Source organism: Microbacterium sp. 22195, assembly GCF_052056515.1.
Taxonomy (GTDB): domain Bacteria; phylum Actinomycetota; class Actinomycetes; order Actinomycetales; family Microbacteriaceae; genus Microbacterium.
In genome coordinates, this window is the sequence record NZ_JBQEPE010000001.1 from 596,001 (window position 1) to 619,715 (window position 23,715).

At 66.2% G+C, this 23,715-nt stretch carries 28 protein-coding genes; 12 read left to right on the forward strand and 16 right to left on the reverse strand.

Annotation, left to right across the window (positions count from 1 at the left end):
* Window positions 1-19: 19 nt before the first annotated feature.
* Window positions 20-949, reverse strand: coding sequence for a tetratricopeptide repeat protein (locus tag ACTJJ4_RS02925; RefSeq protein WP_440941938.1), 930 nt, complete (start codon window positions 947-949; stop codon window positions 20-22).
* Window positions 946-2,748, reverse strand: a complete 1,803-nt coding sequence (locus tag ACTJJ4_RS02930) for a glycosyl transferase (RefSeq protein WP_440941939.1) — start codon at window positions 2,746-2,748, stop codon at window positions 946-948. Before ACTJJ4_RS02930 ends, ACTJJ4_RS02925 begins: the two co-directional genes overlap by 4 nt.
* Window positions 2,749-2,909: 161 nt before the next feature.
* Between ACTJJ4_RS02930 and ACTJJ4_RS02935 the strand changes: the two genes are divergently transcribed.
* Window positions 2,910-3,989, forward strand: coding sequence for an AI-2E family transporter (locus ACTJJ4_RS02935; RefSeq protein WP_285632447.1), 1,080 nt, complete (start codon window positions 2,910-2,912; stop codon window positions 3,987-3,989).
* Between the two features lie 3 nt (window positions 3,990-3,992).
* Here the strand turns inward: ACTJJ4_RS02935 and ACTJJ4_RS02940 are convergent, their stop codons facing one another.
* The 9 genes from ACTJJ4_RS02940 to rpsB all read right to left on the reverse strand — a co-directional run bounded on the left by ACTJJ4_RS02940 (window position 3,993) and on the right by rpsB (window position 10,733).
* A complete protein-coding gene (locus tag ACTJJ4_RS02940) occupies window positions 3,993-4,709 on the reverse strand; it encodes an alpha/beta hydrolase (RefSeq protein ID WP_440941940.1) in 717 nt (238 codons plus the stop codon).
* The gene (locus ACTJJ4_RS02945) at window positions 4,706-4,993 is read right to left on the reverse strand and encodes a hypothetical protein (protein WP_440941941.1); all 288 of its coding nucleotides are present in this window, start codon (window positions 4,991-4,993) and stop codon (window positions 4,706-4,708) included. The genes ACTJJ4_RS02940 and ACTJJ4_RS02945 overlap by 4 nt, the downstream gene beginning before the upstream one ends.
* Window positions 4,994-5,002: 9 nt before the next feature.
* Window positions 5,003-5,665 (reverse strand): transglycosylase SLT domain-containing protein, encoded by a 663-nt coding sequence (locus ACTJJ4_RS02950; protein ID WP_440941942.1) that lies wholly within the window; start codon window positions 5,663-5,665, stop codon window positions 5,003-5,005.
* 64 nt (window positions 5,666-5,729) lie between these two features.
* Window positions 5,730-6,317, reverse strand: a complete 588-nt coding sequence (locus ACTJJ4_RS02955) for a DivIVA domain-containing protein (RefSeq protein WP_440941943.1) — start codon at window positions 6,315-6,317, stop codon at window positions 5,730-5,732.
* A complete protein-coding gene (locus ACTJJ4_RS02960) occupies window positions 6,317-7,570 on the reverse strand; it encodes a phosphatidate cytidylyltransferase (protein ID WP_440941944.1) in 1,254 nt (417 codons plus the stop codon). The genes ACTJJ4_RS02955 and ACTJJ4_RS02960 overlap by 1 nt, the downstream gene beginning before the upstream one ends.
* A gap of 5 nt (window positions 7,571-7,575) precedes the next feature.
* Window positions 7,576-8,130, reverse strand: a complete 555-nt coding sequence (frr, locus tag ACTJJ4_RS02965) for a ribosome recycling factor (RefSeq protein WP_292703391.1) — start codon at window positions 8,128-8,130, stop codon at window positions 7,576-7,578.
* Between the two features lie 72 nt (window positions 8,131-8,202).
* Window positions 8,203-8,919, reverse strand: a complete 717-nt coding sequence (gene pyrH, locus ACTJJ4_RS02970; RefSeq protein ID WP_285632468.1) for a UMP kinase — start codon at window positions 8,917-8,919, stop codon at window positions 8,203-8,205.
* Between the two features lie 91 nt (window positions 8,920-9,010).
* Complete coding sequence (gene tsf / locus ACTJJ4_RS02975) at window positions 9,011-9,838, reverse strand: translation elongation factor Ts (protein WP_285632471.1); 828 nt, start codon at window positions 9,836-9,838, stop codon at window positions 9,011-9,013.
* A gap of 46 nt (window positions 9,839-9,884) precedes the next feature.
* On the reverse strand, window positions 9,885-10,733 hold the full coding sequence (rpsB, locus tag ACTJJ4_RS02980; protein WP_285632475.1) for a 30S ribosomal protein S2: 849 nt from the start codon (window positions 10,731-10,733) through the stop codon (window positions 9,885-9,887).
* A gap of 316 nt (window positions 10,734-11,049) precedes the next feature.
* Between rpsB and ACTJJ4_RS02985 the strand changes: the two genes are divergently transcribed.
* Window positions 11,050-11,718 (forward strand): murein hydrolase activator EnvC family protein, encoded by a 669-nt coding sequence (locus tag ACTJJ4_RS02985; protein WP_440941945.1) that lies wholly within the window; start codon window positions 11,050-11,052, stop codon window positions 11,716-11,718.
* A gap of 28 nt (window positions 11,719-11,746) precedes the next feature.
* Here the strand turns inward: ACTJJ4_RS02985 and ACTJJ4_RS02990 are convergent, their stop codons facing one another.
* Window positions 11,747-12,649, reverse strand: a complete 903-nt coding sequence (locus ACTJJ4_RS02990; RefSeq protein ID WP_440941946.1) for a tyrosine recombinase XerC — start codon at window positions 12,647-12,649, stop codon at window positions 11,747-11,749.
* A gap of 58 nt (window positions 12,650-12,707) precedes the next feature.
* Window positions 12,708-13,148 carry a DNA-processing protein DprA gene (locus tag ACTJJ4_RS02995; RefSeq protein ID WP_440941947.1) on the reverse strand — a complete coding sequence of 147 codons (441 nt, stop codon included), beginning with the start codon at window positions 13,146-13,148 and terminating at the stop codon, window positions 12,708-12,710.
* 18 nt (window positions 13,149-13,166) lie between these two features.
* On the opposite strand from ACTJJ4_RS02995, the gene ACTJJ4_RS03000 reads away from it, so the two are divergent.
* Entirely contained in the window at window positions 13,167-14,525 is a 1,359-nt protein-coding gene (locus ACTJJ4_RS03000) for a recombinase family protein (RefSeq protein ID WP_440941948.1), read from the forward strand.
* 50 nt (window positions 14,526-14,575) lie between these two features.
* Here the strand turns inward: ACTJJ4_RS03000 and ACTJJ4_RS03005 are convergent, their stop codons facing one another.
* The 3 genes from ACTJJ4_RS03005 to ACTJJ4_RS03015 form a co-directional block, all read right to left on the reverse strand.
* A complete protein-coding gene (locus tag ACTJJ4_RS03005; RefSeq protein ID WP_440941949.1) occupies window positions 14,576-14,803 on the reverse strand; it encodes a hypothetical protein in 228 nt (75 codons plus the stop codon).
* A 108-nt stretch (window positions 14,804-14,911) separates the two neighbouring features.
* Window positions 14,912-16,057 (reverse strand): AAA family ATPase, encoded by a 1,146-nt coding sequence (locus tag ACTJJ4_RS03010; RefSeq protein ID WP_440941950.1) that lies wholly within the window; start codon window positions 16,055-16,057, stop codon window positions 14,912-14,914.
* On the reverse strand, window positions 16,054-16,236 hold the full coding sequence (locus tag ACTJJ4_RS03015; protein ID WP_440941951.1) for a hypothetical protein: 183 nt from the start codon (window positions 16,234-16,236) through the stop codon (window positions 16,054-16,056). Before ACTJJ4_RS03015 ends, ACTJJ4_RS03010 begins: the two co-directional genes overlap by 4 nt.
* A gap of 598 nt (window positions 16,237-16,834) precedes the next feature.
* On the opposite strand from ACTJJ4_RS03015, the gene ACTJJ4_RS03020 reads away from it, so the two are divergent.
* The 9 genes from ACTJJ4_RS03020 to ACTJJ4_RS03060 all read left to right on the forward strand — a co-directional run bounded on the left by ACTJJ4_RS03020 (window position 16,835) and on the right by ACTJJ4_RS03060 (window position 23,706).
* The gene (locus ACTJJ4_RS03020; protein ID WP_440941952.1) at window positions 16,835-17,008 is read left to right on the forward strand and encodes a hypothetical protein; all 174 of its coding nucleotides are present in this window, start codon (window positions 16,835-16,837) and stop codon (window positions 17,006-17,008) included.
* Window positions 17,005-17,193 (forward strand): hypothetical protein, encoded by a 189-nt coding sequence (locus ACTJJ4_RS03025; RefSeq protein ID WP_440941953.1) that lies wholly within the window; start codon window positions 17,005-17,007, stop codon window positions 17,191-17,193. Before ACTJJ4_RS03020 ends, ACTJJ4_RS03025 begins: the two co-directional genes overlap by 4 nt.
* Window positions 17,194-17,463: 270 nt before the next feature.
* Window positions 17,464-17,793, forward strand: coding sequence for a hypothetical protein (locus ACTJJ4_RS03030; RefSeq protein ID WP_440941954.1), 330 nt, complete (start codon window positions 17,464-17,466; stop codon window positions 17,791-17,793).
* 148 nt (window positions 17,794-17,941) lie between these two features.
* A complete protein-coding gene (locus ACTJJ4_RS03035) occupies window positions 17,942-19,543 on the forward strand; it encodes a terminase large subunit domain-containing protein (protein ID WP_440941955.1) in 1,602 nt (533 codons plus the stop codon).
* Between the two features lie 64 nt (window positions 19,544-19,607).
* Window positions 19,608-20,723: a hypothetical protein gene (locus ACTJJ4_RS03040; protein WP_440941956.1), complete on the forward strand. Its 1,116-nt coding sequence runs from the start codon at window positions 19,608-19,610 to the stop codon at window positions 20,721-20,723.
* Window positions 20,724-20,726: 3 nt separating this feature from the next.
* The gene (locus ACTJJ4_RS03045; RefSeq protein ID WP_440941957.1) at window positions 20,727-22,271 is read left to right on the forward strand and encodes a phage major capsid protein; all 1,545 of its coding nucleotides are present in this window, start codon (window positions 20,727-20,729) and stop codon (window positions 22,269-22,271) included.
* 18 nt (window positions 22,272-22,289) lie between these two features.
* Window positions 22,290-22,901, forward strand: a complete 612-nt coding sequence (locus tag ACTJJ4_RS03050) for a hypothetical protein (protein ID WP_440941958.1) — start codon at window positions 22,290-22,292, stop codon at window positions 22,899-22,901.
* A complete protein-coding gene (locus ACTJJ4_RS03055) occupies window positions 22,898-23,290 on the forward strand; it encodes a hypothetical protein (RefSeq protein ID WP_440941959.1) in 393 nt (130 codons plus the stop codon). The genes ACTJJ4_RS03050 and ACTJJ4_RS03055 overlap by 4 nt, the downstream gene beginning before the upstream one ends.
* A 2-nt stretch (window positions 23,291-23,292) precedes the next feature.
* Complete coding sequence (locus tag ACTJJ4_RS03060; RefSeq protein WP_440941960.1) at window positions 23,293-23,706, forward strand: hypothetical protein; 414 nt, start codon at window positions 23,293-23,295, stop codon at window positions 23,704-23,706.
* Window positions 23,707-23,715: the final 9 nt, after the last annotated feature.

A 23,715-nucleotide genomic window follows, 5' to 3' on the forward strand; every position in this document is an offset into this window, starting at 1 on the left:
GCTCGCGGCCCGCCTAGCCTCAGAACAGCAGCGACGCCAGGCGGGTCCGCGCGGCGGCGACCCGCGGATCCGCGGCGCCGATCAGATCGAACAGCTCGACGAGACGCTCGCGCACCGGCGTGCGCTGGTCGGCGTCCACCGCGCTGAACAGGTCCAGCAGGCGGGAGAACGCATCCTCGACGTGCCCTCCGGCGAGGTCCAGGTCGGCGACGCGGAACTGCGCCTCGATGTCGAGCGGAGCGGCCGCGGCGGCCTCGCGCACCTGCTGCAGGTCGAGACCCTGCACACGATCCAGCAGACGCACCTGGCCGAGCCCGGCCTTGGCGTCCTCGTCGCGGGGGTTCTCAGCCAGCGCATGCTGATACGCCTGGATGGCGCGCGCGTAGTCGCCGGCCTCGATCGCGGCGAACGCCTCGGCGTGCAGCGGGGGCAGCGGCGCCTCCTCGGGCTCGGCGGCCGGCTCCTCGCCGTCCGTCGGGACGCTTCCGGTCACGCCGTTCTGCGCGGCGACCTCGAGCAGCTTCGCGAACACCTCGCGCACCTGCTCCTCGGGCACTGCGCCCGTGAACATCGGCACCGGCTGACCGCCGATGAGGGCCACGACCAGCGGGATGGACTGCGCGCGGAACGCCTGCGCGATCTGCGGGTTGGCGTCGACGTCGACCTTGGCCAGCACGACCCGGCCGCCCTGCTCCCTGGTCACCTTCTCGATGATGGGGCTGAGCTGCTTGCACGGCCCGCACCACTCGGCCCACAGATCGACGACCACGGGCACCGACCGGGAGAGCTCGAGGATCTCGCCGAAGCTCGCGTCGGTCACATCGACGACGACACCGCCGGATGCCGCCGGCGTCGCCCCTTCCGGAGCGGTCGCCGGCTGGGCTGCGCGGCCGCGCAGCGAGGAGAGATCGACGGCGCCGCGGAGTGCGGCAGCGGAGATTTCGGTCACTTGATCACCTGCACACTGAGAAGGTCCTGCTTGTAGGCGAGCAGACGGATCTGCTCGTTGGAGCCCTGCGCGGGCACGGCGAAGAACAGCTGGATGCCGTACGTCGTCGTGTAGCCCTTGGCGGACTCGGACACGCCGGTCAGAGCCACCGCCGTCGCGTCGGAGCCGAAGCGGATCACCGCGTCGGGGTTCGTCGGGGTGATCGTCTGCGTGTCGGTGACGCTCACGCTGACCACCGCACCGCTGTCCAGAGTCGCCAGCGACAACGGCTCGTTGTCGGATGCCGCCATCTTGAAGGCGGCGCTCGAGGTCGCACCGGCGCCGGCATCCGCCGCCTTCTTCACCAGCGCGGCACGGCTGTCCCGGACCGACTTCGCGAACTCCTTGGAGGCCTCGTCGAAGTCGCCGGCGTACTGGCTCTTGTCATCCGCGTCCACGAAGTCGGAGAACGCGCCCGCGAGCTCCGACGGGGGCAGCGACAGGAACGCAGACTCGGCGGGGACGCGGGTGGTGCCCAGCCAGGCGGGCGCCACATTCGGGAAGGTGCTCTTGGCGAGCATGTCGGCCATCGAGGTGACCCGGTAGTTGGCCCACGGGTCGCTCTGCACCATGGTCAGGAGCACCGGGGGCTTCTTGGCGTCCTTCTCGTCCACGGTCAGCGCGAGCACGGTGCGCGGCCACCCCTCCGTCGCCTCGGGGAGCAGGATCTTCACCTTGCCCAGCGGCGTCACCAGAGCGCCTTCGCGGCCCTCGATCTTCCCGCGCAGCTGGTACTCCAGCCGGCGGGCGTCGAGCGCGGCTCCGGTGAGGCGCGTCTCCGCGAGCTTCTCGTCCAGGTCGGTGTCGGCCTTGGTCAGCGTCGAGGCGACATCGGCGACGATCCGCTGGCCCTGCTTGTCGGTGACGACGGGCTGCTTCTGGTTCTCCGGCGCGACGACGCTGGGCGACGGCGTCGGCGAGGGGGCGTCACCGCCGAACTGCGGCCAGGAGTCGGCCGTGCATCCGGTGGCGAGCAGCCCGGTCAGCGCGAGAGCCGGCAGTGCGATCGCCAGGCGGCGACGCACCGGCGTCATGGTCCGCTGAGCGGTGCCCGCGTCTCCGGGCTGATCGATCTCGGCGCGCTCGGGCATCGTGATCGGCTGCGTCTCGGGCAGCGGCCCCGGGCCCTTGCGGCGCGGACCGCGTCCGCGGCGCTGGTGGCGGATGCCGAGGATGTACAGCACGATGCCGACCGCCAGCAGCAGCCCGCCGGCGGCCATCAGCGGACCCGCCCACGGCGTGCGCGTGTCCAGCGCCCAGGAGACGAGGATGTCGGTCGGTGCCGGCTTGACGCCGTCGCGGGCGATCAGCACGCTGTTGCCCTTGGTCAGCTGCAGGTTCGCGACCAGCGAGTCCTTGTCGGCGAACGAGTCGAGCCAGAGGTCCGAGCCGACCGGCGAGCGGCCGGACGTCTCACCGCCGTCTGCGGGCGGCTGCTCCGCCTCGACGCGCGCCGTCTTGGGCTTCCCCGACTTGGTCAGGGATACGTGGTCGTAGGCGGTGTCGGACAGCCACGACTTCATGTCGTCGGTGCGGGCGTAGGCCACGAAGACGTCGCCCTTGCCGCGCACCAGCAGCGTCTGCAGACCGGTGTGGGCACGCAGCACGTCGGCATCGACGAGCACGTACGGGGTGGGCTGATCGACCGTCAGCTCCATCCGCTGCTCGGTCGGTCCCATGAAGATGGTCCGCTGAGCGATTCCCGCTCCGATGAGAACCGTGGCCAGCACGAAGGCCACGACGGCCCATACGAATCGCACGAATCAACTCCTTACGTGACCCCGGACGCGTTCCAGGGGTCCCCGCTCGACGTTCCAGACTATCGAAAGCACCTGAGCATTGCCCACGAGCACATCGGCCCGTCGTGGACGGCTTGAGGATCGCAGGCGATTAGGCTTGCTCGCATCCGACCGGGAGAACGATGAAGATCCACAGCCCTTTCCGCACCGCTCTGGTGGCCACGCTCGGCGTGGGCCTGGGAATCATGCTGCTCACCAGCGTGCAGATGCTGTCGACGGTGCTGCTGTACATCGGCACGGCGCTGTTCCTCAGCCTCGGCCTGGACCCGCTGGTGTCGTTCCTGGAGCGCAGGGGCATGCCCCGCTGGGCATCCGTCCTCACCACGATCGTCGCCGTGCTCGGCGTGTTCACCGCGATCGTGCTGATCATCCTGCCCGTCGTCATCGAGCAGATCTCCCAGCTGGTCACGAAGATCACCGACCTCATCGTGAACGGCGACCAGACGATCCAGAACCTCAAGGACTGGATGACGGACACGTTCCCGAACCTGCGCGTGAACGACGTCTTCGCCTATGTGGAGGACTGGCTGTCCAAGGAGGACTGGGCCAAGAACGTCACGGAGTGGGGCGGCTCGATCGGACAGGGCGTGCTGATCGTCGGCGGCGCCGTGCTGACCGGCCTGTTCGGCGCGTTCATCGTGCTCGTGCTCACGATCTACCTGACCGCGTCCACCCCGTCGCTCAAGCGAGCGGTGTACCAGCTCGTCCCGGCGTCGCGCCGGGAGCGGTTCATCGACATCGCCGACCAGATCACCGACTCCGTCGGGCACTACGTGATGGGTCAGGTCACGCTCGGTGTGATCAACGGCATCCTGAGCTCGATCTACCTCTCCATCATCAACGCGCCCTTCACGGCGGTGCTCGCCGTGGTGGCGTTCTTCTTCTCGCTGATCCCGCTGGTGGGCACGCTCACGGGCTCGACCCTGATCGTGCTCGCCTGCCTGATCCCGGGGGTCGGCTCCCCCGCCACCGCACTCGCGGCGGCGATCTACTACCTGATCTACATGCAGATCGAGGCGTACTTCATCGCCCCGCGCATCATGAGCCGCGCGGTGGCCGTGCCCGGCGCCGTCGTCGTCATCGCGGCACTGTCCGGTGGTGCGCTGCTGGGCCTGCTCGGGGCGCTCATCGCGATCCCCGTCGCGGCCAGCATCCTGATCATCTACCGGCAGGTTCTGATCCCGCGCATGAACGAGCGCTGACCCTCAGGCATCCCAGACCGTCGCCAGCGGAAGCGCGTCGGGGTTCACGGCTGCGACGATCTCGGTCAGCACCCGCCTGGTCTGGCTCTCGCCGACCCACAGGTGCCGCCCGCCGTCGACCGCGATGAGCCGGGCGTGCGGTACCAGCCCGAAGCGCACGCGGGCCTCGTCGGGACGCAGGTAGTCGTCCAGCTCGGGAACCAGCACGACCAGCTCGCGCCGGTCGCCCCGCCACGCCGACAGGTCGGCATCGGTCGCGCGGTGCAGCGGCGGGGAGAGCAGGATGGCGCCCTCGACATCGTGGTCGCGGCCGTACTTGAGCGCGAGCTCGGTGCCGAACGACCAGCCGACCAGCCAGGGCCGGGGCAGCGCGCGCTCACGGACGAAGTCCATCGCCGCGGCCACATCGAACTGCTCGGCCTCTCCCCCGTCGAATGCGCCCTCGCTTCTGCCCCGGGGCGACGAGGTTCCGCGGGTGTTGAAGCGCAGCACGGCCATCCCCGCCTGCGCGGGCAGACGGGCCGCCGCCTTGCGCAGGATGTGGGTGTCCATGCATCCGCCGGCCGTGGGGAGCGGATGCAGCGTCACCAGCGTCGCCACAGGTGGACGGTCCAACGGCATCGAGAGCTCACCGACCAGTGTCAGATCGTCCGCCGTGGACAGCTCGACGTCGGTGCGCTCAGCAGGCAGCAGGACGGGCCCGCGGATCTCGAAGGTCATCCGATCCTCCAGCAGTGCGTGTGCCAGTGGCGACGTGCGGCGAGATCGGCCGAGTCGCCCATCACGCCGTCTGCGCGCCAGGCGACCAGATGCGCGGTGCCCGGCGGGATGCTGCGTCCGCAGCCCGGGCAGACGTACTCCTTGACGGCCGATGCGCCCGACACGGGCTGCACGATCCATTCCTGACCGCGACGGCTCTCGGTGCGCTTCCAGCCCGCCAGGAGTCGGTCGAAGGACTCGTCTGCGCGGGAGCGGTCAGGACGCCGCCGGTGGGATCGTGCCATTCCTCCGGTCTACCACCAGTGGTTGCGGGTCCAGAACGCGTAGGCGCCCGCCCAGCTGCCGTAACGGCCCGTCGCGTAGCCGGTGCCCCAGCGCAGGTTGTCCACCGGGTTGTAGCCGTTCCCGGGGACCTTGCTGCAGGGCAGCGCCTGCACGAGACCACAGGCCCCCGAGGACTTGTTGGTCGCGTTCGGGTTCCAGCCGCTCTCCCGCGAGACGATGTAGTCGACGTAGGGGTAGTCGCTCGGCGCGATCCCCGCCGCGGCCATCCACTCCTCCTTGGTGCCGCCGCCGGTGTACTTCGGGCGTGCTGCACCACCGCCGCCGCCGCTCTTCGCGGGCGCCGAGGCGACCGTGGGCTTGGGGGTCGGCTTCGGCTTGACGTACACCTCGAACGCGCCGCGATCGACTGGCTGGATGGTCGCGCCCTCGACCGTGACGGTGATGTTCTGCGTGTCCTCGGAGGCGAGGGAGAACGTCGTCACCGCCGCGTCGGCCGCGGTGCTCGGATCGGCGATGGCCGTCCCTGTGGGTGCCAGCAGTGCGGCGGAGACGCCGACCACCGCGAGGCCCGCGCCAACGGCACTGAGCCGTCGTCGCCAGGGAGTCTTCTGCGTCGAACCGGACACGTTCGGGCGCGTCGGGTTCGATATCGATTCGTTATCGGGAGTCACGATGGTGGTCAGTCTACGCAGAACTCCCTGAGACGTCCATGAGAGTTCGCCGCGTGGCGGCAGATCAGCGGACCGCAAGCATCACTTCCACCGTGGCGTCGAGCAGTGCGTCCACCTGCTCCTCGCGGTATCCCCCGCGCTGCATCCGGAACGCCGCGCCGCGAACCTGCTCCACCGTGAGGGGGTCGCCGTCGCGCAGGAATCCGCTGATGCGGTCGGCGACATGGTCCACCTCGTCGACGCGGTACCCGAAGGTGAGCCGCCCCGTACGGGCGAACCGGTGGTGCGCAGGGCGCGCGAGATGGTCGAGGATGCGCTGCGCGTCCTCACGGGCCCTCGCGACCCACTCGGTGACCCCCAGCGAGCGCACGGCGCGCTCCCGGGTGCGCGCGGCGAACGCATCCTCGACGCGTCCCAGCGCGGCATCCACCGCTGCGATGTCGTAGCCGTGCCGGACCAGCGGGAAGGAGGCGGCGCGCACGTCCTCGGCTCCGAAGTCCTTCCGGTCGTCCTCGAACGCGCCGCGGGCGGCGTCGAGGAACGTGTCCACGGCCGCCCGGTGATAACCGCGCGTGCGCCCCGACGTGAGCGGGAACGCCGGAGGGGCGGCCTCGTCATCGCCGTCGAACACATCCAGATCAGAATCAGACATCACGAGACCATCCACGGAGCGAGCAGGAATGAGAGGGCGAGAGCGGGGATCGTCGACGGCAGGATGCTGTCGAGCCGGTCGAGCAGACCGCCGTGGCCGGGCAGCCAGGAGCTCATGTCCTTGATGCCGAGATCGCGCTTGAGCATCGACTCCCCGAGGTCGCCGAGCGTGGCGGAGAGCAGGATCACGGCGCCCAGGACGAGACCGCACCACCACTGCAGGTGCAGAAGATAGGTCGCCAGTAGCACACCGGCGATCAGAGATCCGAGCACCGCCCCGCCGAAGCCCTCCCAGGTCTTCTTGGGGCTGATCCTCGGCGCCATCGGATGCTTCCCGAAGGCGAGACCGGCCGCGTAGGCGCAGGTGTCGGCGGCGACGGCGATCGCCACGAAGGAGAGCACCCACCACTGCCCGTTCTCCCGGAAGAGCAGCATGATCGCGATCGAGGTGAGGAACGGCACATAGACCTGCACGAACGCGCCGACCACCACATCGGACAGGACGTCTCCGTAGGTGCGGCCGTCCTTGACGACCATCTGCGCGATCATCCGCCACACGGCGATGAACGACACGGCGACGATGAGCACCACCCAGCTGATCCAGAACTCCCCGGACGCTCCGGCCAGCAGCACGCCCGTCGCCGCGATCAGCTGCGGAACGACGTCGACCCGCCGGCCGCCGGCGCGCAGCGCGCGGGAGAGCTCGTAGGTGCCCAGCAGGCCGGCGGCCAGCGCGATCGGCACGAAGAGCCACTTGATGAACAGCAGCGATGCCACCAGTGCGGCGCCGAAGGCCACGCCGATCACGATCGCGAGGATCAGGTCGCGCCCGGTGCGCTGCTTGATGCGCTCGTTGGCCTGGTCGAAGTGGTCACGCGCCTGCGAGACGTGCGTCTCCAGCTGGTCGCGCGCCTGCGACACGTGCGACTCGATCTCGTCGCGCCTGGCCCGCCACTGCTCGCGGATCGCGCTGTGATCGGCGGTCGACAGCGGGCCCGCGTGCGGATCGGGCTCCGCCGCAGGCAGCGGGGGGCGCGGCGGCACGCGGGCCGCGTCGAACTCCGGGAACGCCGCATCCGACAGCGGCACGGCCGTCACCGGAACATCGCCGTCCACCCGGCGCGTGCCGCGCGCGGGGGTGGCGGCATCCTCGTTCCCGGATGCCGCCGGCAGCCCCGCGGACGACGCCGCATCCGGTTCCTGCGACCCGGCAGTCCCGGGCCGCGGTTCCTCGGAGTGATTCTCGCCGGACATGCCGATCAGACCTCGAGGAGCTCGGCCTCTTTGCGCTTGAGGGCCTCGTCGATGGCGTCGACGTACTGGCGCGTCAGAGCGTCCAGCTCCTTCTCGCCGCGTGCGATCTCGTCCTCGCCGACCTCGGCCTTGAGCGCGTCCATCTCGTCCTTCGCCTTGCGACGGATGCCTCGGATGCGGACCTTGGCGTCCTCGCCCTTGGTGCGCACGAGCTTCACGTACTCTTTGCGGCGCTCCTGCGTGAGCTCGGGCATGGTGACGCGGACGATGTTGCCGTCGTTGCTGGGGTTCGCACCCAGGTTCGGCATGTCGCGGATGGCCTGCTCGATGGCCTTGAGCGCGGACTTGTCGTACGGGGTGACGATCAGCGAGCGAGCCTCGGGGTTCGCGAGCGACGCGAGCTGCGCCAGCGGCGTCGGCGTGCCGTAGTAGTCGACCAGCACCTTCTGGAACATCTGCGGGTTGGCACGCCCGGTGCGGACCGTGGCGAAGTCCTCCTTGGCGGCATCGACCGCGCGGGTCATGCGTCCGGTGGTTTCAGCGAGGACATCCGCGATCACGGGGGCTCCTTAGGTTCGGGGGTTTCAGAAGATTCTATCCGGCACGCCTCGGCGGTCCGTGGAGGAACGGCCTCAGGCCGTGACGAGCGTGCCGATCGGCTCGCCCAGCAGGGCGCGGGTGACGTTGCCGGCCGGCTCCATGCCGAACACGCGCATGTCCATGGCGTTGTCCATGCAGAGGCTGAACGCGGTGGAGTCGACGACCTTCAGGCCGCGCTGCAGGGCGTCGCGGTAGGTCACGCGGTCGATCCGCTCAGCGTCGGGGTCCTTGTTCGGGTCGGCGGTGTAGATGGCATCCACACCGTTCTTCGCGACCAGGACCTCCTGCGCGCCGATCTCGAGGGCGCGCTGCGCGGCGACCGTATCGGTGGAGAAGTACGGGAGACCCGCGCCGGCGCCGAAGATCACGACGCGGCCCTTCTCCATGTGGCGCTCCGCGCGCAGCGGGATGTACGGCTCCGCGACCTGGGTCATCTGGATCGCGGACTGCACGCGCGTCGGCGCGCCGGCCTGCTCGAGGAAGTCCTGCAGGGCGAGGGCGTTCATCACGGTGCCCAGCATGCCCATGTAGTCGGCGCGCCCGCGGTCCATGCCGCGCTGGCTCAGCTCCGCACCGCGGAAGAAGTTGCCGCCGCCGACGACGACGGCGATCTCGACCCGGTCGACCGCCGCGGCGATGTCGCGCGCGATGGCGCTGACGACGTCGGGGTTCACACCCAGCGATCCGCCGCCGAAGGCCTCGCCGGAGAGCTTGAGAAGGACGCGACGGCGTCCGGTGCGTTCAGTCATGGGGTGGGTCCTCTCGTCCGGATTCAAGATAGTGCCTTCAGGGCATGAAGAAGGGGTTCGGATCGTGTGGATCCGAACCCCTTCCGAGGTGTTACGCGCCGACCTTGAACCGGGCGAAGTCGGTGACGGTGATACCGGCATCCTTCGCGACCTGGCTCACGGACAGCTTGTTGTCCTTCGCGTAGTCCTGCTCGAGCAGGGCGACCTGCTTGAAGTACGCGGTCACGCGGCCCTCGACGATCTTCGGCAGGGCGGCCTCGGGCTTGCCCTCGTTGCGGGAGATCTCGGTGACGATCTCGCGCTCCTTCTCCACGTCGGCAGCGGGGACATCCTCGCGCGTCAGGTAGGAGGGGTTCGCGAACGAGATGTGCTGCGCGATCGAGCGAGCGGTCTCCGCGTCGGTACCGGAGTACGCGACGGCGACGCCGATCTGCGGGGGCAGGTCCTTGCTGGTGCGGTGCATGTACACCGAAAGGTTCTCGCCCTTGACGGTGCGGACCTTGCGCAGCTCGACCTTCTCGCCGATGATCGCGGCCTCGTCCGAGATGAGCTGCTCGACGGTCTGAGCGCCCGCGGGGGCGGCCAGAGCGGCCTCGACCGAGTCGGCACCGACAGCCGCGACGGCGTCGGCGACCTTGTCGGCCAGAGCGATGAAGCGCTCGTTCTTGGCGACGAAGTCGGTCTCGCAGGCGAGCTCGATCAGCGTCACGGCACCGGCGGACTCACGAGCGGCGATCAGGCCCTCGCTGGTCGAGCGGTCGGCGCGCTTGGCGTTGCCCTTGGCACCCTTCAGACGCAGGATCTCGGTGGCCTTCTCGACGTCGCCGTCAGCCTCCTCGAGCGCCTTCTTGGTGTCGACCATTCCCGTTCCGAGCTGCTCGCGCAGCGCCTTGATGTCGGCGATGGTGAAGTTGGCCATGTGTGGTGGCTCCTTGCTTCGTGTCTGTGCGTGGTGTGCTGGTTGCTTACTTGGCGTCTGCGTCGGCAGCGGCCTCGGCGGCCGGAGCCTCGTCAGCGGCCGGAGCCTCGACGACCTCAGCGGCCTCGGCGGCGGGAGCCTCGGCGTCACCCTGCAGGAGCTCCTGCTCCCACTCGGCGAGCGGCTCGGCGTCGCCCTCGGGGTTGTGCTTCTGCTGCAGGCCCTCGGCGGCGGCGTCGGCGATGATGCGCGTCAGCAGCGAGACCGAGCGGATGGCGTCGTCGTTGCCGGGGATCGGGTACTGGAAGTCGTCCGGGTCGGCGTTGGTGTCGAGGATGCCGATCACCGGGATGCCGAGCTTCTTGGCCTCGTCGATGGCGAGGTGCTCGCGCTTGGCGTCGACGACCCACAGGGCCGACGGGGTCTTCGACAGGTTGCGGATGCCGCCCAGCGACTTGTGCAGCTTGTCGAGCTCGCGCTTCTTGAGCAGCAGCTCCTTCTTGGTGAAGCCCGATGCGGCCGGGTTCTCGTAGTCGAGCTCCTCGAGCTCCTTCATGCGGGCGAGGCGCTTCGCGATGGTCGAGAAGTTGGTCAGCAGACCACCCAGCCAGCGCTGGTTGACGAAGGGCTGGCCGACGCGGGCAGCCTGCTCCGCGAGGACCTCCTGCGCCTGCTTCTTGGTGCCGACGAAGAGGATCGTGCCGCCACGGGCGACGGTCTCCTTGACGAAGTCGTAGGCCTTGTCGATGTACGACAGCGACTGCTGCAGGTCGATGATGTGGATGCCGGAGCGCTCGGTGAGGATGAAGCGCTTCACCTTCGGGTTCCACCGACGGGTCTGGTGTCCGAAGTGCACGCCGCTGTCGAGCAGCTGGCGGATGGTGACCACAGCCATGGTCGTCTCCTTGTTCTGACGCTCTCGCGTCGTTGAGGTTGTTGCGCCGATCAGGCGATCGACTGTCCTGGCGCCCGGCGCACACCCGCCCTCGATGAGGAGGGACCTGTGGGTGTGGATGCCGCGACCTCCGTCTTTCGACGACGTCGCTCTGGGCACGCGTAGTCATCCCGATTGCAGGATGCCCCTCCAGCATACAGGATGCCGCGCAAGACGAACGGCGCTCTCCCTGCACAGCAGCACCGATTCCGCGGGTTGTGCACGGTTGCCGGAAATCGGGCGCGACGTCGTCGGGCTCGCATGCCAGAGTGGGCGGATGATCAGCGGGAATCCGGACGCGGAGCGGCGCCGTCGTCGCGTCATCGCGACGCGCTGCGCGGTGGTGCTCGCCGTCCTCATGAGCCTGTGCGGCGGTCCGTCGGCATTCGCGACGGCGGCTCTCGGGCCGCCGATGCTCGCGTCGGCGGCCGGTTCGGTCGACGCGAGTGGCACGGCGCGACCGAGCGGTTCAGCGGCACTGGTGGGCGCGTCCCGCAGTGCGGTCGGCGCGCCGGCGGAGGAGGCTCCCGGGTACCCGTGGCGGTGGCCGGTCGCGGGTCCGCGCACGGTGGTCGAGCCGTTCCGCGCACCCGCGCACGACTACGGCGCGGGCCACCGCGGCATGGATGTCATGGCGGCGCCGGGCGCCGAGGTGCTCGCCCCGGCAGGGGGCGTCGTGGCATTCCGCGGGACGGTGGCCGACCGGCCGCTGATCACGATCGATCACGGCGACGGGTACATCAGCACGCTGGAGCCCGTGTCGTCGGATCTCGCAGTGGGTGACGCCGTGCTGGCGGGCGACGTGGTGGGCATCCTGGGCTCGGGAGGGCACGCCGCCCCGAGGACGCTGCACGTCGGCGTCCGCATCGACAAGCGGTACGTGAATCCGCGAGGGCTCTTCGGCCTGCCGCCTCGTGCCGTGCTGCTCCCCTGCTGCGAGGGCTGAACCCTTCGCGCGCCGTGCGATTCCGGCGTCAGGCCCGAGGATGCGCGAGGCGGTAGGTGGCGGTGAGCCGCTCGGCCGAGACGTGCGTGTAGATCTGAGTCGTGCCGAGGCTCGCATGGCCGAGGATCTCCTGCACGGCGCGCAGGTCGGCCCCGCCGTCGAGCAGGTGCGTCGCCGCCGAGTGCCGGAGGGCATGCGGACCGACATGGTCTGCGCCGACGATGGGCCCGAGCACGCGGGCGACGAGCGCGTACACCGTGCGCGGCCCGATGCGCGCACCGCGTGCGCCGAGGAAGAGAGCGGGGCCGGGTGACTCGGTGCGGGCGAGCAGCGCGGAGCGTCCGCGGGTGAGGAACGCGCCGAGCGCGGTCGCAGCAGGTGCGCCGAACGGCACGACCCGCTCCTTGGACCCCTTGCCGAGCACCCGCACGACCCGCCTCTGCAGGTCCAGGTCGTCGACGTCGACGCCGCAGAGCTCGGAGACGCGGATGCCAGCGGCGTAGAGCAGCTCGAGGATGGCGTGGTCCCGCAGTGCGATCGGATCCCCCGTGGATGCGGCGATGCGCTGCGCATCCAGCAGCTCGCGCATGCCGTCGGCGGATGCGACGACGGGGAGGGTCTTGGCCCGCCGGGGCGTGACCAGGCGCAGGCTCGGGTCCACGGTCACGAGCTGGGCGTCATGGGCCCATCCGAAGAACGACCGCACGGCGGCCGCGCGACGCGCGAGCGTTGAACGGGCGTCGCCCCGCTGGGTCGCCTGCCACAGCCAGTCCCGGAGAGCCTCCAGGTCCATCTCGGTGACGTCGGCGTCTCCGACCGCTCTGCCCAGGTCGGCGAGATCCGAACGGTACGCCCGCACGGTCGCCGGCGAGAGCCTCCGCACCTGCGCGAGGTGCGCGATGAACGCCTCCACCGCCTGCGTGTACCTCATGGATCCAGCATGCCGCGCCGCAGCCTCACCGGCGTGCTCCCCCGCCGATGCGCGAGCCTCAGGCGGTCCGCTTCCACCCATCCGGCGTCTGCTCCGCGCTCCCCTCGAGAGCGAGGAGTCCCAGCAGGCTCCTCACGCGCTCCGCCGACAGTCCGCTGCGCCGCGCGAGGTCATCGGCATCGCGGGCGGTCCGGCTGCTCATCGCATCGGTCAGGCGGATCCGGTCCGGATCGGCTCGTGCCGCCTCCGGTGCGATGGGCACGCGGTCGTCCCAGAGCTCACGCACCTCCTGCGCGCTCGTCACGCAGATCGCGTCGAACTCGCGGAGCAGACGATGACAGCCCGCCGAGGCGGCGGAGGAGATCGGGCCGGGCACCGCGCCGATGGGGCGTCCGAGCGCTGCAGCGTGCCCGGCGGTGTTCAGCGTGCCGCTGCGCCAGCCGGCCTCCACGACGACGGTTGCGAGTCCTGCGGCGGCGATCAGGCGATTCCGCTGCAACTAGCGCAGACTGTAAGGGTGAACACTTCAACCGTCAAAGCGGCTGTGTACCTGCGTATCTCGCTAGACAAGGACGGCGACGGCCTCGCCGTGGACCGGCAGAGGTCGGACTGTATGCGCATCCTTGGTGAGCGCGGCTGGACCCTGTACGAAGAGTACGCCGACGAAAGCATTTCCGCGTTCAAGAAGAACGTCGCCCGTCCCGCGTACGACCGCATGAGCGCCGACTTCAAGGCGGGCAAGTTCCGAGCGATCGTGTGCTGGGACTTGGACCGCCTCACCCGTCAGCCGAGGCAACTCGAAGACTGGATCGATGCCGCCGAGGACTCGGGCCTTCTCCTGGTGACCGCGAACGGTGAGGCCGACCTGACCAACGACAACGGTCGCATGTTCGCCCGCGTCAAGGCCGCTATCGCCCGGGGCGAAATGGAGCGGAAGAGTCTTCGCCAGAAGAACAAGAACGCGCAGAACGTCGCGCTTGGTCGCCCGGTCCCGGGTAAGCGGAGGTATGGCTTCCTCTCGGGCAACATCAAGGCACACCCCGAGGAAGCCCCGAAGGTGGTTGACCTCTTCGCCCGGGTGCTGAACGGCGAAACGATCTTCGGCCTCGCGCAGGAGTGGAACAAGGCACCCGTCCGCATCCGCGAGATTCTGTCTAACCCGGCGTACGCCGGTTGGGTCACCCGGAAGGGTGAGCGATTCGAGGCCGCAGACTACGTTGATCGAATCGTAGATCGCGAGGTGTGGGAAGCGGTGCAAGTACTACTTGCCGACCCCTCGCGGAAGACCTCACCGGGCAACCAGATTCGGCATCTGGCATCCGGGATCGCCCGGTGTGGTGTGTGCAAGGCACGGATGGTGAAGATGGGGCCCAACTACCTCTGCAAAGGCAACCTCTCGCACCCGACGATCAAAGCCGCGATGCTCGATGAGCACCTGATCGGAGAAGCGTTCACGTTCCTCATGTCACAGCCGGAGCAAGCCGAGCCCGAAGCGGTGACCGCACTTCTTGCCGACCTCGCCGCCCTGCACAAGCGTCGTCAGGCACTCCAAGAACAGGCGACCTGGGAGGGTGCGGACCTCGCGTACATTCGCACAGAGGTTGCCCGGATCGGGCGCGAGGTGGAGAAGGTGCAAGCTCGGGTTGACGCTGAACGGCTCACCGTGGTTGCCGGGGATATCGTCGCGAAGATTCGCGCCGAGATAACCCGGCTTGCGGGTGACCCTTCGATTGAGGCGGATGAAGAGTTGTACGCGGTGTGGCTTGACCTGTGGGCGGGCCTCAGCCTCGCGGATCAGCGCGAAGTGTTGGGAAGGCTGGATATCGAGGTTGCCCCGGGCCGAGGTCTTGACCGGGTGACGGTGACGCCCCGCTGAACGTGAGAACGCCCCGGCCTTTCGGCTCGGGGCGTTCTCGGTTCCCTCGATTAGTTGCCGTAGACGATCGTCCGGCATTTGGCGGCGACCTCATGAGCCGTATCGGCCCCGTAGTCGCTCGGGTCTACATGTTCAGCGGCGGCGATGATGCACGCATGGTAATCCGCTTCCTGAGTCGCGGCCCGCTGGTTGGACACGACAACGGCGATGACGATCGTGGACACGATGATCAGACCGCCGAGCACCGACGCGAGCACGATAGCGAGCTTCTTAGTCATTTGGCAGATCCAATCCCGCGACGTATTCGGCATGCTCCAAGAGCCTCTGTTGTGTCGCGATCTTAACGTGCAATGCCTCGATGTACAGATGCAGGCATTCGATATCTGTCACTTGCACTCCCCCTGAAGCTTCTGAAGAGCCGTGTACGTCTCGGTCACCTGGTAGCGCACATTCCGGGTACTGCCCTTCTTCGTCAAGAAGCCGTCACGCTCCGCATGACCAAGCTGAAGAAGAAGCCGCTTACCCTCAGGTGAACGCGAATCACCCTTGATACCGAGAGCCGCCCTCAGGTCAGTTCCCGACCACTCCGCACCATCGGACATGACCTCTAGCGCTTGCTTACGAAGGGGCGACTCCGGGCGTCGGTTGTTGCCGTCATTCATGATGACCGCCGACTTACCGACCGGCTGAAGGGTGAAGCCGTGCCATTCCTCCATCACCCCGTCCTTCTGCTTGCCGCCGTCTTCGAGACGGGTAGAGAGGGTGAAGGGTGCGTCAGGCTCATGCGGGATCGCGATGATGACGGTGTCCGCGTTGTCACGCTTCGCCGTCGCGCCTCGCACCTTCCCACCCTGCGCCGGGGTGTGGTCGATAACGAGAATGCTTGTCCCCTGGCGCACGTCACGAAGCTTCTTCACCTGACGGAAGACTTGCGCGACCTCAGCATTGTTGTTCTCGTTCTCCATGTGCCCGAGCTGGGACAGGGTGTCGAGAATGACAAGTGCATACTCACCTTCAGCAACAATCTCCGCGAGCCTCTGCACACTGCCCTCATCCTGAAGGTTCACACCCGACTCAACATAGGTGATGCCGTCAGCCGGAACCGTGATGCCCGGGTTGGCTTCATTCCACGCGCGCACCCGGTCACCGAACGCCGAGACACCCTCAGCCGCCACGTACAGAACACGCCCCTTCTTCACCGAGCGGTTGAAGAACATCCGGCCCGCGGCGATGGAGCGCGCCATACCGAGCGCGAGGAACGACTTACCCAGACCACCGGGACCGGCGAGAAGGGCAATCGTGTTCTCTTGAATGAGCCCGTGTATCAGCCACTCAGGCGAAGGGCGTCGAAGGATATCGGCCTCCGTGGACAGCACAAGCGGCTCATGAGGCTGGAACATCTGACGCACGATGCGTACGGCAAGTTCCTTCTCATATGCGGTCGTGACCTTACCCGCTAGTTCCTCGAAGCCCTTAGGCGTTTCTGCGTACTCGCTTAGCTGTCGTGCTAGCTCTGACCAATCCGCGCTCATGATGCCGCCTTCCTGACCTTCCAGGAGCCCGACAGGAGCATGCTGTGAATCTGAGACGGCAGGTATTCGAGTTGGTCCGGTCCCTGCCAGACCTTAAGCCACGGGTCATAGACGAAGAAGACGCCGCCGATCATCAGGCGTTCGGCTAGGCCGTACTCGGTGTACCCGGGGACAGTCACTTGGTCACCTCCGCAGAGATGAGGGTGGACCACGGGTAGAAGGCGCGTACGCCTTCTGAGACGCCGTACACCCCGAGGGCGTCAGCACCGATAACACGTACCTCATCCGAGGTTGTGCCGTCCGTGTGGGACAGGTTGACGGTTCGACCGTCTAGGAACATTGCAATGCTCATTACTACTCCAAATAACAAAAGGGACAAAATGGTTTGATGCCGTTGTCGTTGTTGTCATTTGGCGTCGTGGGTTGGTCACCCCGGGTTTGTAGTTAGGTACTCGCCCGGTGTGACCGGATCGGGTGGATGGCTTTGGAGCTTTAACCGTGGAACCTCAGCCGCATTTCCCGATGTAACTACTATACCAAACTATTGACACCCCTATATATGGGGGTGGCATTCTTGCCTACCCACAAGAAGGGTCTTGCGCAAGAGGGTTAGATTACTTCTCCCCATCCGCGCATTGCATTGCACCGCCGTATTAACCCACCCACACACGTTTACACGTGTGGTGGGGAACGGGGTAATGCGCAGTGGTGCAAAGGGTGGTGCAAAGAGCGACCACCTAAAACATCACCTGTGTCAATAGACGATAAAATATTGACATGGAAACCAATTACCCAGAAAGCCTGATCGAGGCAACTAAGATCGCGCAGGCCGAATACGAAGAAGCCGCCGCAGTTGCACCCGCATCACCACCCGCACTGAGTGCGGCAGACCTTACTGCACTGGTCGTCTGGCTCGCAGACCGCATAGAAATGATAGAGGGCGCACTGTGAGCGTCAAGGTTTCATTCGAGTTCGCATCGAGCGTCACTGTTGAAGAGCAAGAAGCGATTATCGAGGCGCTGAAGAAGGTAGCGCACGAGATTCGCGTTTCGAGCAATAAGACCCAAGCGCCCGGAGCCAGACGCCCCGACGTACTCGCCTACCGCCGAATTCGGGTGGTGCGAGACAATGCCTGAGCGACTACCCAGCCGCCCGAGGGCGGAAACACACGGAGCAACGAAGTACAAAAGCGGCAGGTGCAAGTGTGACACCTGCCGAGCCGATCACGCCGACGCCGAGCGCATACGCAGGCAGAGACGCGCCGCAGTCAACCACACGATGCGCCCCGATCAGCACGGCCTCTCCGGGTACAACAACCACGGATGCCGATGCGAGGTTTGCACCGCCGCAATCCGAGAGCGTCACCGACTGCACCGAGAACTAAAGATCACTGTTGAGGCTGACGCATGACCCGCTTCCATCGCACAAAAGAGTGGGCGTCGTTCTCGAAGAAGGCGCGTCCGATCCTCGCCGCCGCCCTGCCTCTGCCCTGCGTCAACGCCTATAGGTGGGAAGGATGCCGAGGCGTAGTCATGCCCGGTGAGGCGTTCGACGTGGCGCACATCATCAGCCACAACGTGGACCCGTTCCAACCACTCGATATGAGCATGGTCGGTGCCGCGCATCAGCGGTGCAACCGTAGGGCCGGTGCCGCCGAGGGCGGGCGCAAGCGTGCACAGCAGAAGGCACGGGGTGGGGACGACAAGCGTCTACCTCCTGCCGGATCGGGATGGTGAAGCATGGCTACCCCGTACCCCGGTGAGGTGACCCCTGCCCTTCTCGCCGCCGCGTTCGTGGCTGAGGCGAAGCTGATCGCTGACGATCCCGACGCACCGGACGTTGAGGATCGACGCGCACGGATGGTGCAGTACCTCAGAGCTTGGCATGCGCTCGGTGGTGCCGATTATGAGTGAAATTGCGTCTGATCAGGACTTTCTTTTGACAGCGAGCGACAACCCGCTTGACGCTGCCAGCGAAGAAACCTCTCAAGTTACCCTCGAATCCCTCAGGGATGAGGCGAGCTGGATTGCGTACCGTGAGCGCGCGCTGAAGCCGTTGCATTGCACCGAACTCAAGACTACTCAGCAGAGCCGGGATGAGTTCATCCGAGGATGCGAGCTATTGGGCGTGACCGCGCCGAAGCCGCATCAGCTTCTCATCTCGGACATGCTGACGGCGGGCCGCGAGGAATCCGCGATCCTCATCCCGAGGCAGGCGGGCAAGACGACGACGCTCGCGATCATCCTGGTAGGCCGGTGCGCCCTGCGTCCCCGGTATAACGCGGCGATGACGCTAACCACGCTCGCCGGTAAGACGGGTGAGGTCTTCGAGCAGACGATTCAAGACGTGCTCGAAGTCGTGCACGGTGAGGACACCGACTCGCGCCCCTTCCGCAACTACCGAGGCAAGGGCGCGATGTACGTCAAGTTCCCGAACGGCTCACGCTTCACAGCGAAGACCGCGAAGGGCGCGGCCTTTCGAGGTAGTTCGTACGATGCGGTGTGGATCGATGAGGCGGGAGAAGCAAGCCCGGAACAGGCCGACGACCTGAAAGGCGCGATCCTCTCGACCTTCGACACCCGAGACGGACAGATGATCCTCACGGGTACAGCCGGTGACTTCCGCAAGCGGCAGATGCTCTATGAGGGATTGGAGAACGAAGAGTACGGCGTAGTCCGCTACGCGATCCCTGAGGACACGGAACCCGACGCAATGGCGGCTTGGGAACCTGACGATGAGCACCCGTTCGCCCGAGGCCGTGAACTCACCGAGGCGATGCACCCCGGCGTGCACTCGGGCCTCACGACCATCGAGAAGGTGCGCAAGCGCTTCACCGCGTATCTCAGTGCGCCGGGACGGTTCGCACGAGAGTACGGCGGCATCTTCGGCACGCTCGGTGAGGGCGCAGGACCGATCAACGTACAGTCGTGGATCGACTCGGGCCGCAACGATACGCCCGCGGTTCCGAGCCACTTCGCACTTGTCATGGCGACTAGCTTCTTCGGTGACGCCGGATGCTTGGTGGCCGTGTGGCGCGATACCGAGGGCCGCGCGTGCGGGTACGTCATCGATCACCGTAAGGGCGTGACGTGGCTTGCGGATGCCGCCGCGAAGAAGTCACGCGAGCACGGGCACCCGATCGTGTTCGACTCGGGCAACAAGAGCACCCGCGCTGAGGTCGAAGTGATGAACAGGTTTGTTCCGCGACCGTACTTCGTAGAGCGTGGCTTCGCTGAGGTTCCCATTGCGCACGCCCTACTCACGAAGGAAATCAACGCAGGCAATGCAGTGCACTGGAATCAATCACCCATGGACACCGCGGCGAAGTCCGCTGTGCGCCGCTCTGCCGGTGTGAACTCTTGGGCCTTCGGTCGTGGCCGTCAGAATGACCTTGACCTGAGCACCCTTGAAGCATTCGCGCTCGGATTGCATTACTACGATGCGACGCCGCAGGTTGAATCCTTTGGTCCGGTAATGGCCGCTTAGTACGAGCCATTATACAAATGCCGAATTATAGAACATTGTATGTACTTTTACAATTGTATGTAACATGGCATGGTTTTATGATCTATTCTTCGGTCCCGGCGGCGGGGTGGTTTCTTCCTCCGCCGCTGGGGTGCAAGAACCACCAATTCGACCAACATCCCCTTGGGCCGGTGAATCGAACGTCGCGGCCCTCGTGTACCGGGATATCTACGGCTCGAACGTAGACGCCGCAGATCGCGCGGCGGCAATGAAGGTCTCCCCCATCAAGCGTGGACGCGCGATCATCGTCGGTTCCTGCGCTGACCTTCCCCTGACTCTTGGCAAGTTCGACGGTACGGACTGGATTCCCGCGAAGCGTCAGCCGAACTGGTTCGCCAACACCGGCACCGTACAGACGCCCTGGCATCGCATGGCGACAACACTTGACGACCTGATCTTCAACGGGTGGTCCCTGTGGGCGGTACGCCGTGGCGCGAAGACCGAGGGTGCCGCGCACGCCCCGATCCTCGATGCGGTTCGCGTTGCCCCTCATCGTTGGGCGTTCGATGACGCATCCCCGACCGGCGTCAGCGTTGACAACGTTCACGTGATCGACCCGGACTCGGTGATCCTGTTCAACGGCCCCGATGAGGGCGTACTTGCTACCGGCGCTGACACGATCCGCGCGTGGTTGGCGCTCAGCCGTACCCGTCTCGCGAAGGCCCGCAATCCGATCCCGATGACGGTACTTCAGGAGACCGAAGAGAACCGCGTTACGCAGGCCGAGGCCGAGGCGTACATTGCCGCGTGGTCGGACAAGCGCTCGCAGGAAAACGGCATGGTCGGCTTCTTGCCCAAAAAGCTGAGCATGACCACGCACGGTGACACCAAGCCTGAAATGTTCGATACCGCATTCAACGCTCTACGTCTGGACGCGGGAAACCTTCTGAACCTTCCCGCATCGTTGCTGGACGGCTCGACCGCTACCGCCTCGCTGACCTACGTCACGACGGAGGGACAGCGTACAAGCCTGATCGACTGGCTTGAGTATTGGCTTGCTCCGATTGAGGCCCGCCTGTCCATGCCCGACGTGACGCCCCTTGGCTCCGTCGTCCGCTTCGACCGCCGCAACCTCATCTCCGTTCCCAACGACGCGCACGGCCCCGCCGTTGACCCCGACCCCGAGGCCGTACAGGAGTAATCCATGACTGATGAACTGAACCCGTCTGCCTACGATGCTAGCAATCTAGCATTCGGCAACTTCTCCTATGACGCTGAGGCCCGTATCCTGCGCGGCCTGTTGGTGCCGTTCGGTGAGCGCTCGCGTAAGAGCGTGACCGGCGATGTTGCCGAGTTCAGCGCCGACACCCTCGACCTTCCCCGCGATCACTCGATTGTGGGCCTGAACCGCGACCACAACCCGTATGACGCGGTGGGCCGTGCGACCTCGCTCACGGTCACGGATCACGGCGTTGAAGCCGCATTCCAGCTAGCCGACACCGATCAGGCCGACGACTGGCTGACGGGTCAGAAGGCGACCCTTCGCAAGCTCTCGCCTGAGGTTGTGTGGCTCGACTCCACCAAGACCCGCGCACGTCTGACCGGCGCGGCCCTGGTTACCGAAGGCGCGTTCGCATCCGCCGCCCTCTTCGCCCTCGCACCTGAGGAAGACGAAGACCCCGAGACCCCCGAGGCCGAAGAGGCCGAGGACATGACCCCTGAGGCCGACCCGGCACAGGAGACCCCAACAGATGAAAGTGAGGAAGACACCGTGTCTTCTATCGTCCCCGACATGCCGGGCGCAGTATCACCGGCTAACGACACTGAGGCCGCCCTGTTCGCGGCTATCGCAAACCGCAACTCTAACCCTGACGCTCTGGTCCCGTTTGCCGGTGCTGGTGCCGCCTTCGCCATTCAGAACGTGCAGGCATCCGGCCCGACTGGTAAGACCATCGAGGCTGACGTAACGGTCCCGCAGGCCGTGCGTGAGCTTTGGAAGCGTCAGGCCTACTCTCAGCGCTTCCTGCCCCTGGTGAACTCGGGCACGCTGACCTCTCCGACCGTCACCGGTTGGCGCTGGATCACCGAGCCTACGGTTGCCGACTACGCCGGAAACCTGGCCGAGGTTCCCTCGACCGCAGTTGACACCGAGCCTGTCACTGCTCAGGCCTCGATCCTCGCAGGCGGAAACAAGCTGGATCGCAAGTTCTACGATTTTAACGATTCCGGCGTCGTGCAGTCCTTCCTGCGTCTTCAGACTGAGTCTGTCGCACGTCAGATGGACGCGAAGGCACTCGCCGCGATCGTTGCCGGTGCGACTGCTACGACCGCGGGCACTGTTCCCGCTGACGTTGCTAAGGGTCTCGCCGCAATCGTCGATGGTGCTCAGGACGTTATCGCCTCCGAGAACCGCCCAAGCTTCGCGATCGTTGACCCTTCGCTGTGGCGCGACATCGTTCTGATGAAGGACCGAGACAAGCTCGCCTTCCTCGATGCAGGCTTCGGCCTCGAAGAGGGAGACGTGACCGGCTTCAAGATCGTCCCCGGTGCCGTTGGCGCTGGAAAGGTCATCGTCGGTGCACGTGAGGCTCTGACGTTCTACACCCTGGGTGGTGGCGCTCCGATCCGTGTTGAGGGTCTGGACGTACATCACGGCGGTGTGGACGTTGCCGTGTTCGCGTACTACGCATCCATCCTGAACAACGGTGCCGCCCTTCGCGTGGTTGACACCGCTGTCGTCACTCCGTAAGCGGACGGGGCGTACGTCATGTTCACCTACCCAACACCATCAACGGCCCGTCCGTTCTGGCGCGACATGCCAGGGAATGAGGCTGAGGCCTCGCTGTACCTGGAAGTTGCAAAGGGTCAGTGCTTGGCGTACGCCCCTCTGCCCGCCGAGCCTGCGCCGACCTATACGCCGTTCACGACCACGAACGGTGGGGTGACCTTCACATTCTCGCGAGTCGGGGAAATCGTCACCGTAGAGATGGTGAGTAACGGCACGTACGGAGAGGTATACCGGGATGCCATCCCGGAAGCCCTTCGTTGGGTGGATCTGGTGGATGTGTATCTAGACGGCTTTTACCTCTCGTACTACAGCAGCACTGAGGCATTTATCAGCATGGACGTACCCCACGACCCGGGCACGTATTCGTATCGCTATCTCGGTCCTGACGTTGAGGGCACCGGCCCCGTAGAGATTCCCGCGAACTACTTCGCGGCGATCGTCACGCAGGCGCGCAACCTCCACAACGCCGGGGTGTCCCCGGTAGGTGGCGGCGACTTCGACGGCTCCGGTTACGGCGTGACAACGTTCCCGCTCGACTGGACCGTTAAGCAGTTGCTCCGCCCCGAGCTTGGGTTGGGGGCGATTGCGTGAGCGTCCGTCTCGATATCGCAGACCTGATCCGCGAGGACTGGAAGACGATCCCCGAGCTTGCAGAGCTTCGTGTGATCGCGACCGAGCGCCTACTTGACGCCCTGGCTGAGCCGACCGCGATCATCCGCCTGAGGCGCATCGAGCGAGAGCCGAGCGCCCCGCAGAAGGTACGCCGCGTGTCTCTTCTGCTGACCATCGTCAGCGAACACCTCGACCTCGACCTAGCCGCCGAAGACCTCGAAGAGTTCGCCGCCGCCGCGATCGATTATCTCGGTCCGCGGTTCAAGCACGACCCCGCCGAAGTCGTCGGCTACGGCGACCGACTCGCCGTTGACATTCCCCTATACGTCATCGCCGCACCCGCGGCACCCACACCCGAGGAGAACTAACCATGGCAAACGTACCCGTAACGCCATTCCAGCTAAACGACGTCACCCTGACCATCGGAAGCGACAACTACGAAGCTTCGGTGAATCAGGTTGAGGTCACCCGTAACCGTCCAATCGTCAAGTGGCGCGGGATGACTCCAACCTCTAAGCACGCCTTCGCGGGTGCTTCTGAGGATGAGCTTGTCCTGAAGTTCGCGCAGGACTACGAGACCGCTAACAGCCTCTCGAACCACCTTGAGGACAACGCGGGAACAACCGAGACGCTGACCTTCGCACCAAAGGCCGGCGGTCGCACAGCAACGTTCACTGTCCTTCTGATCCCCGGCAACATCGGTGGAGCCCTGGACAACGTAGCCGAGGCTACCGTCACGCTTCCGATCGTCAGCGGTCCTACCTGGTCAACACCGGGCGCGTAAGGGCTCGCC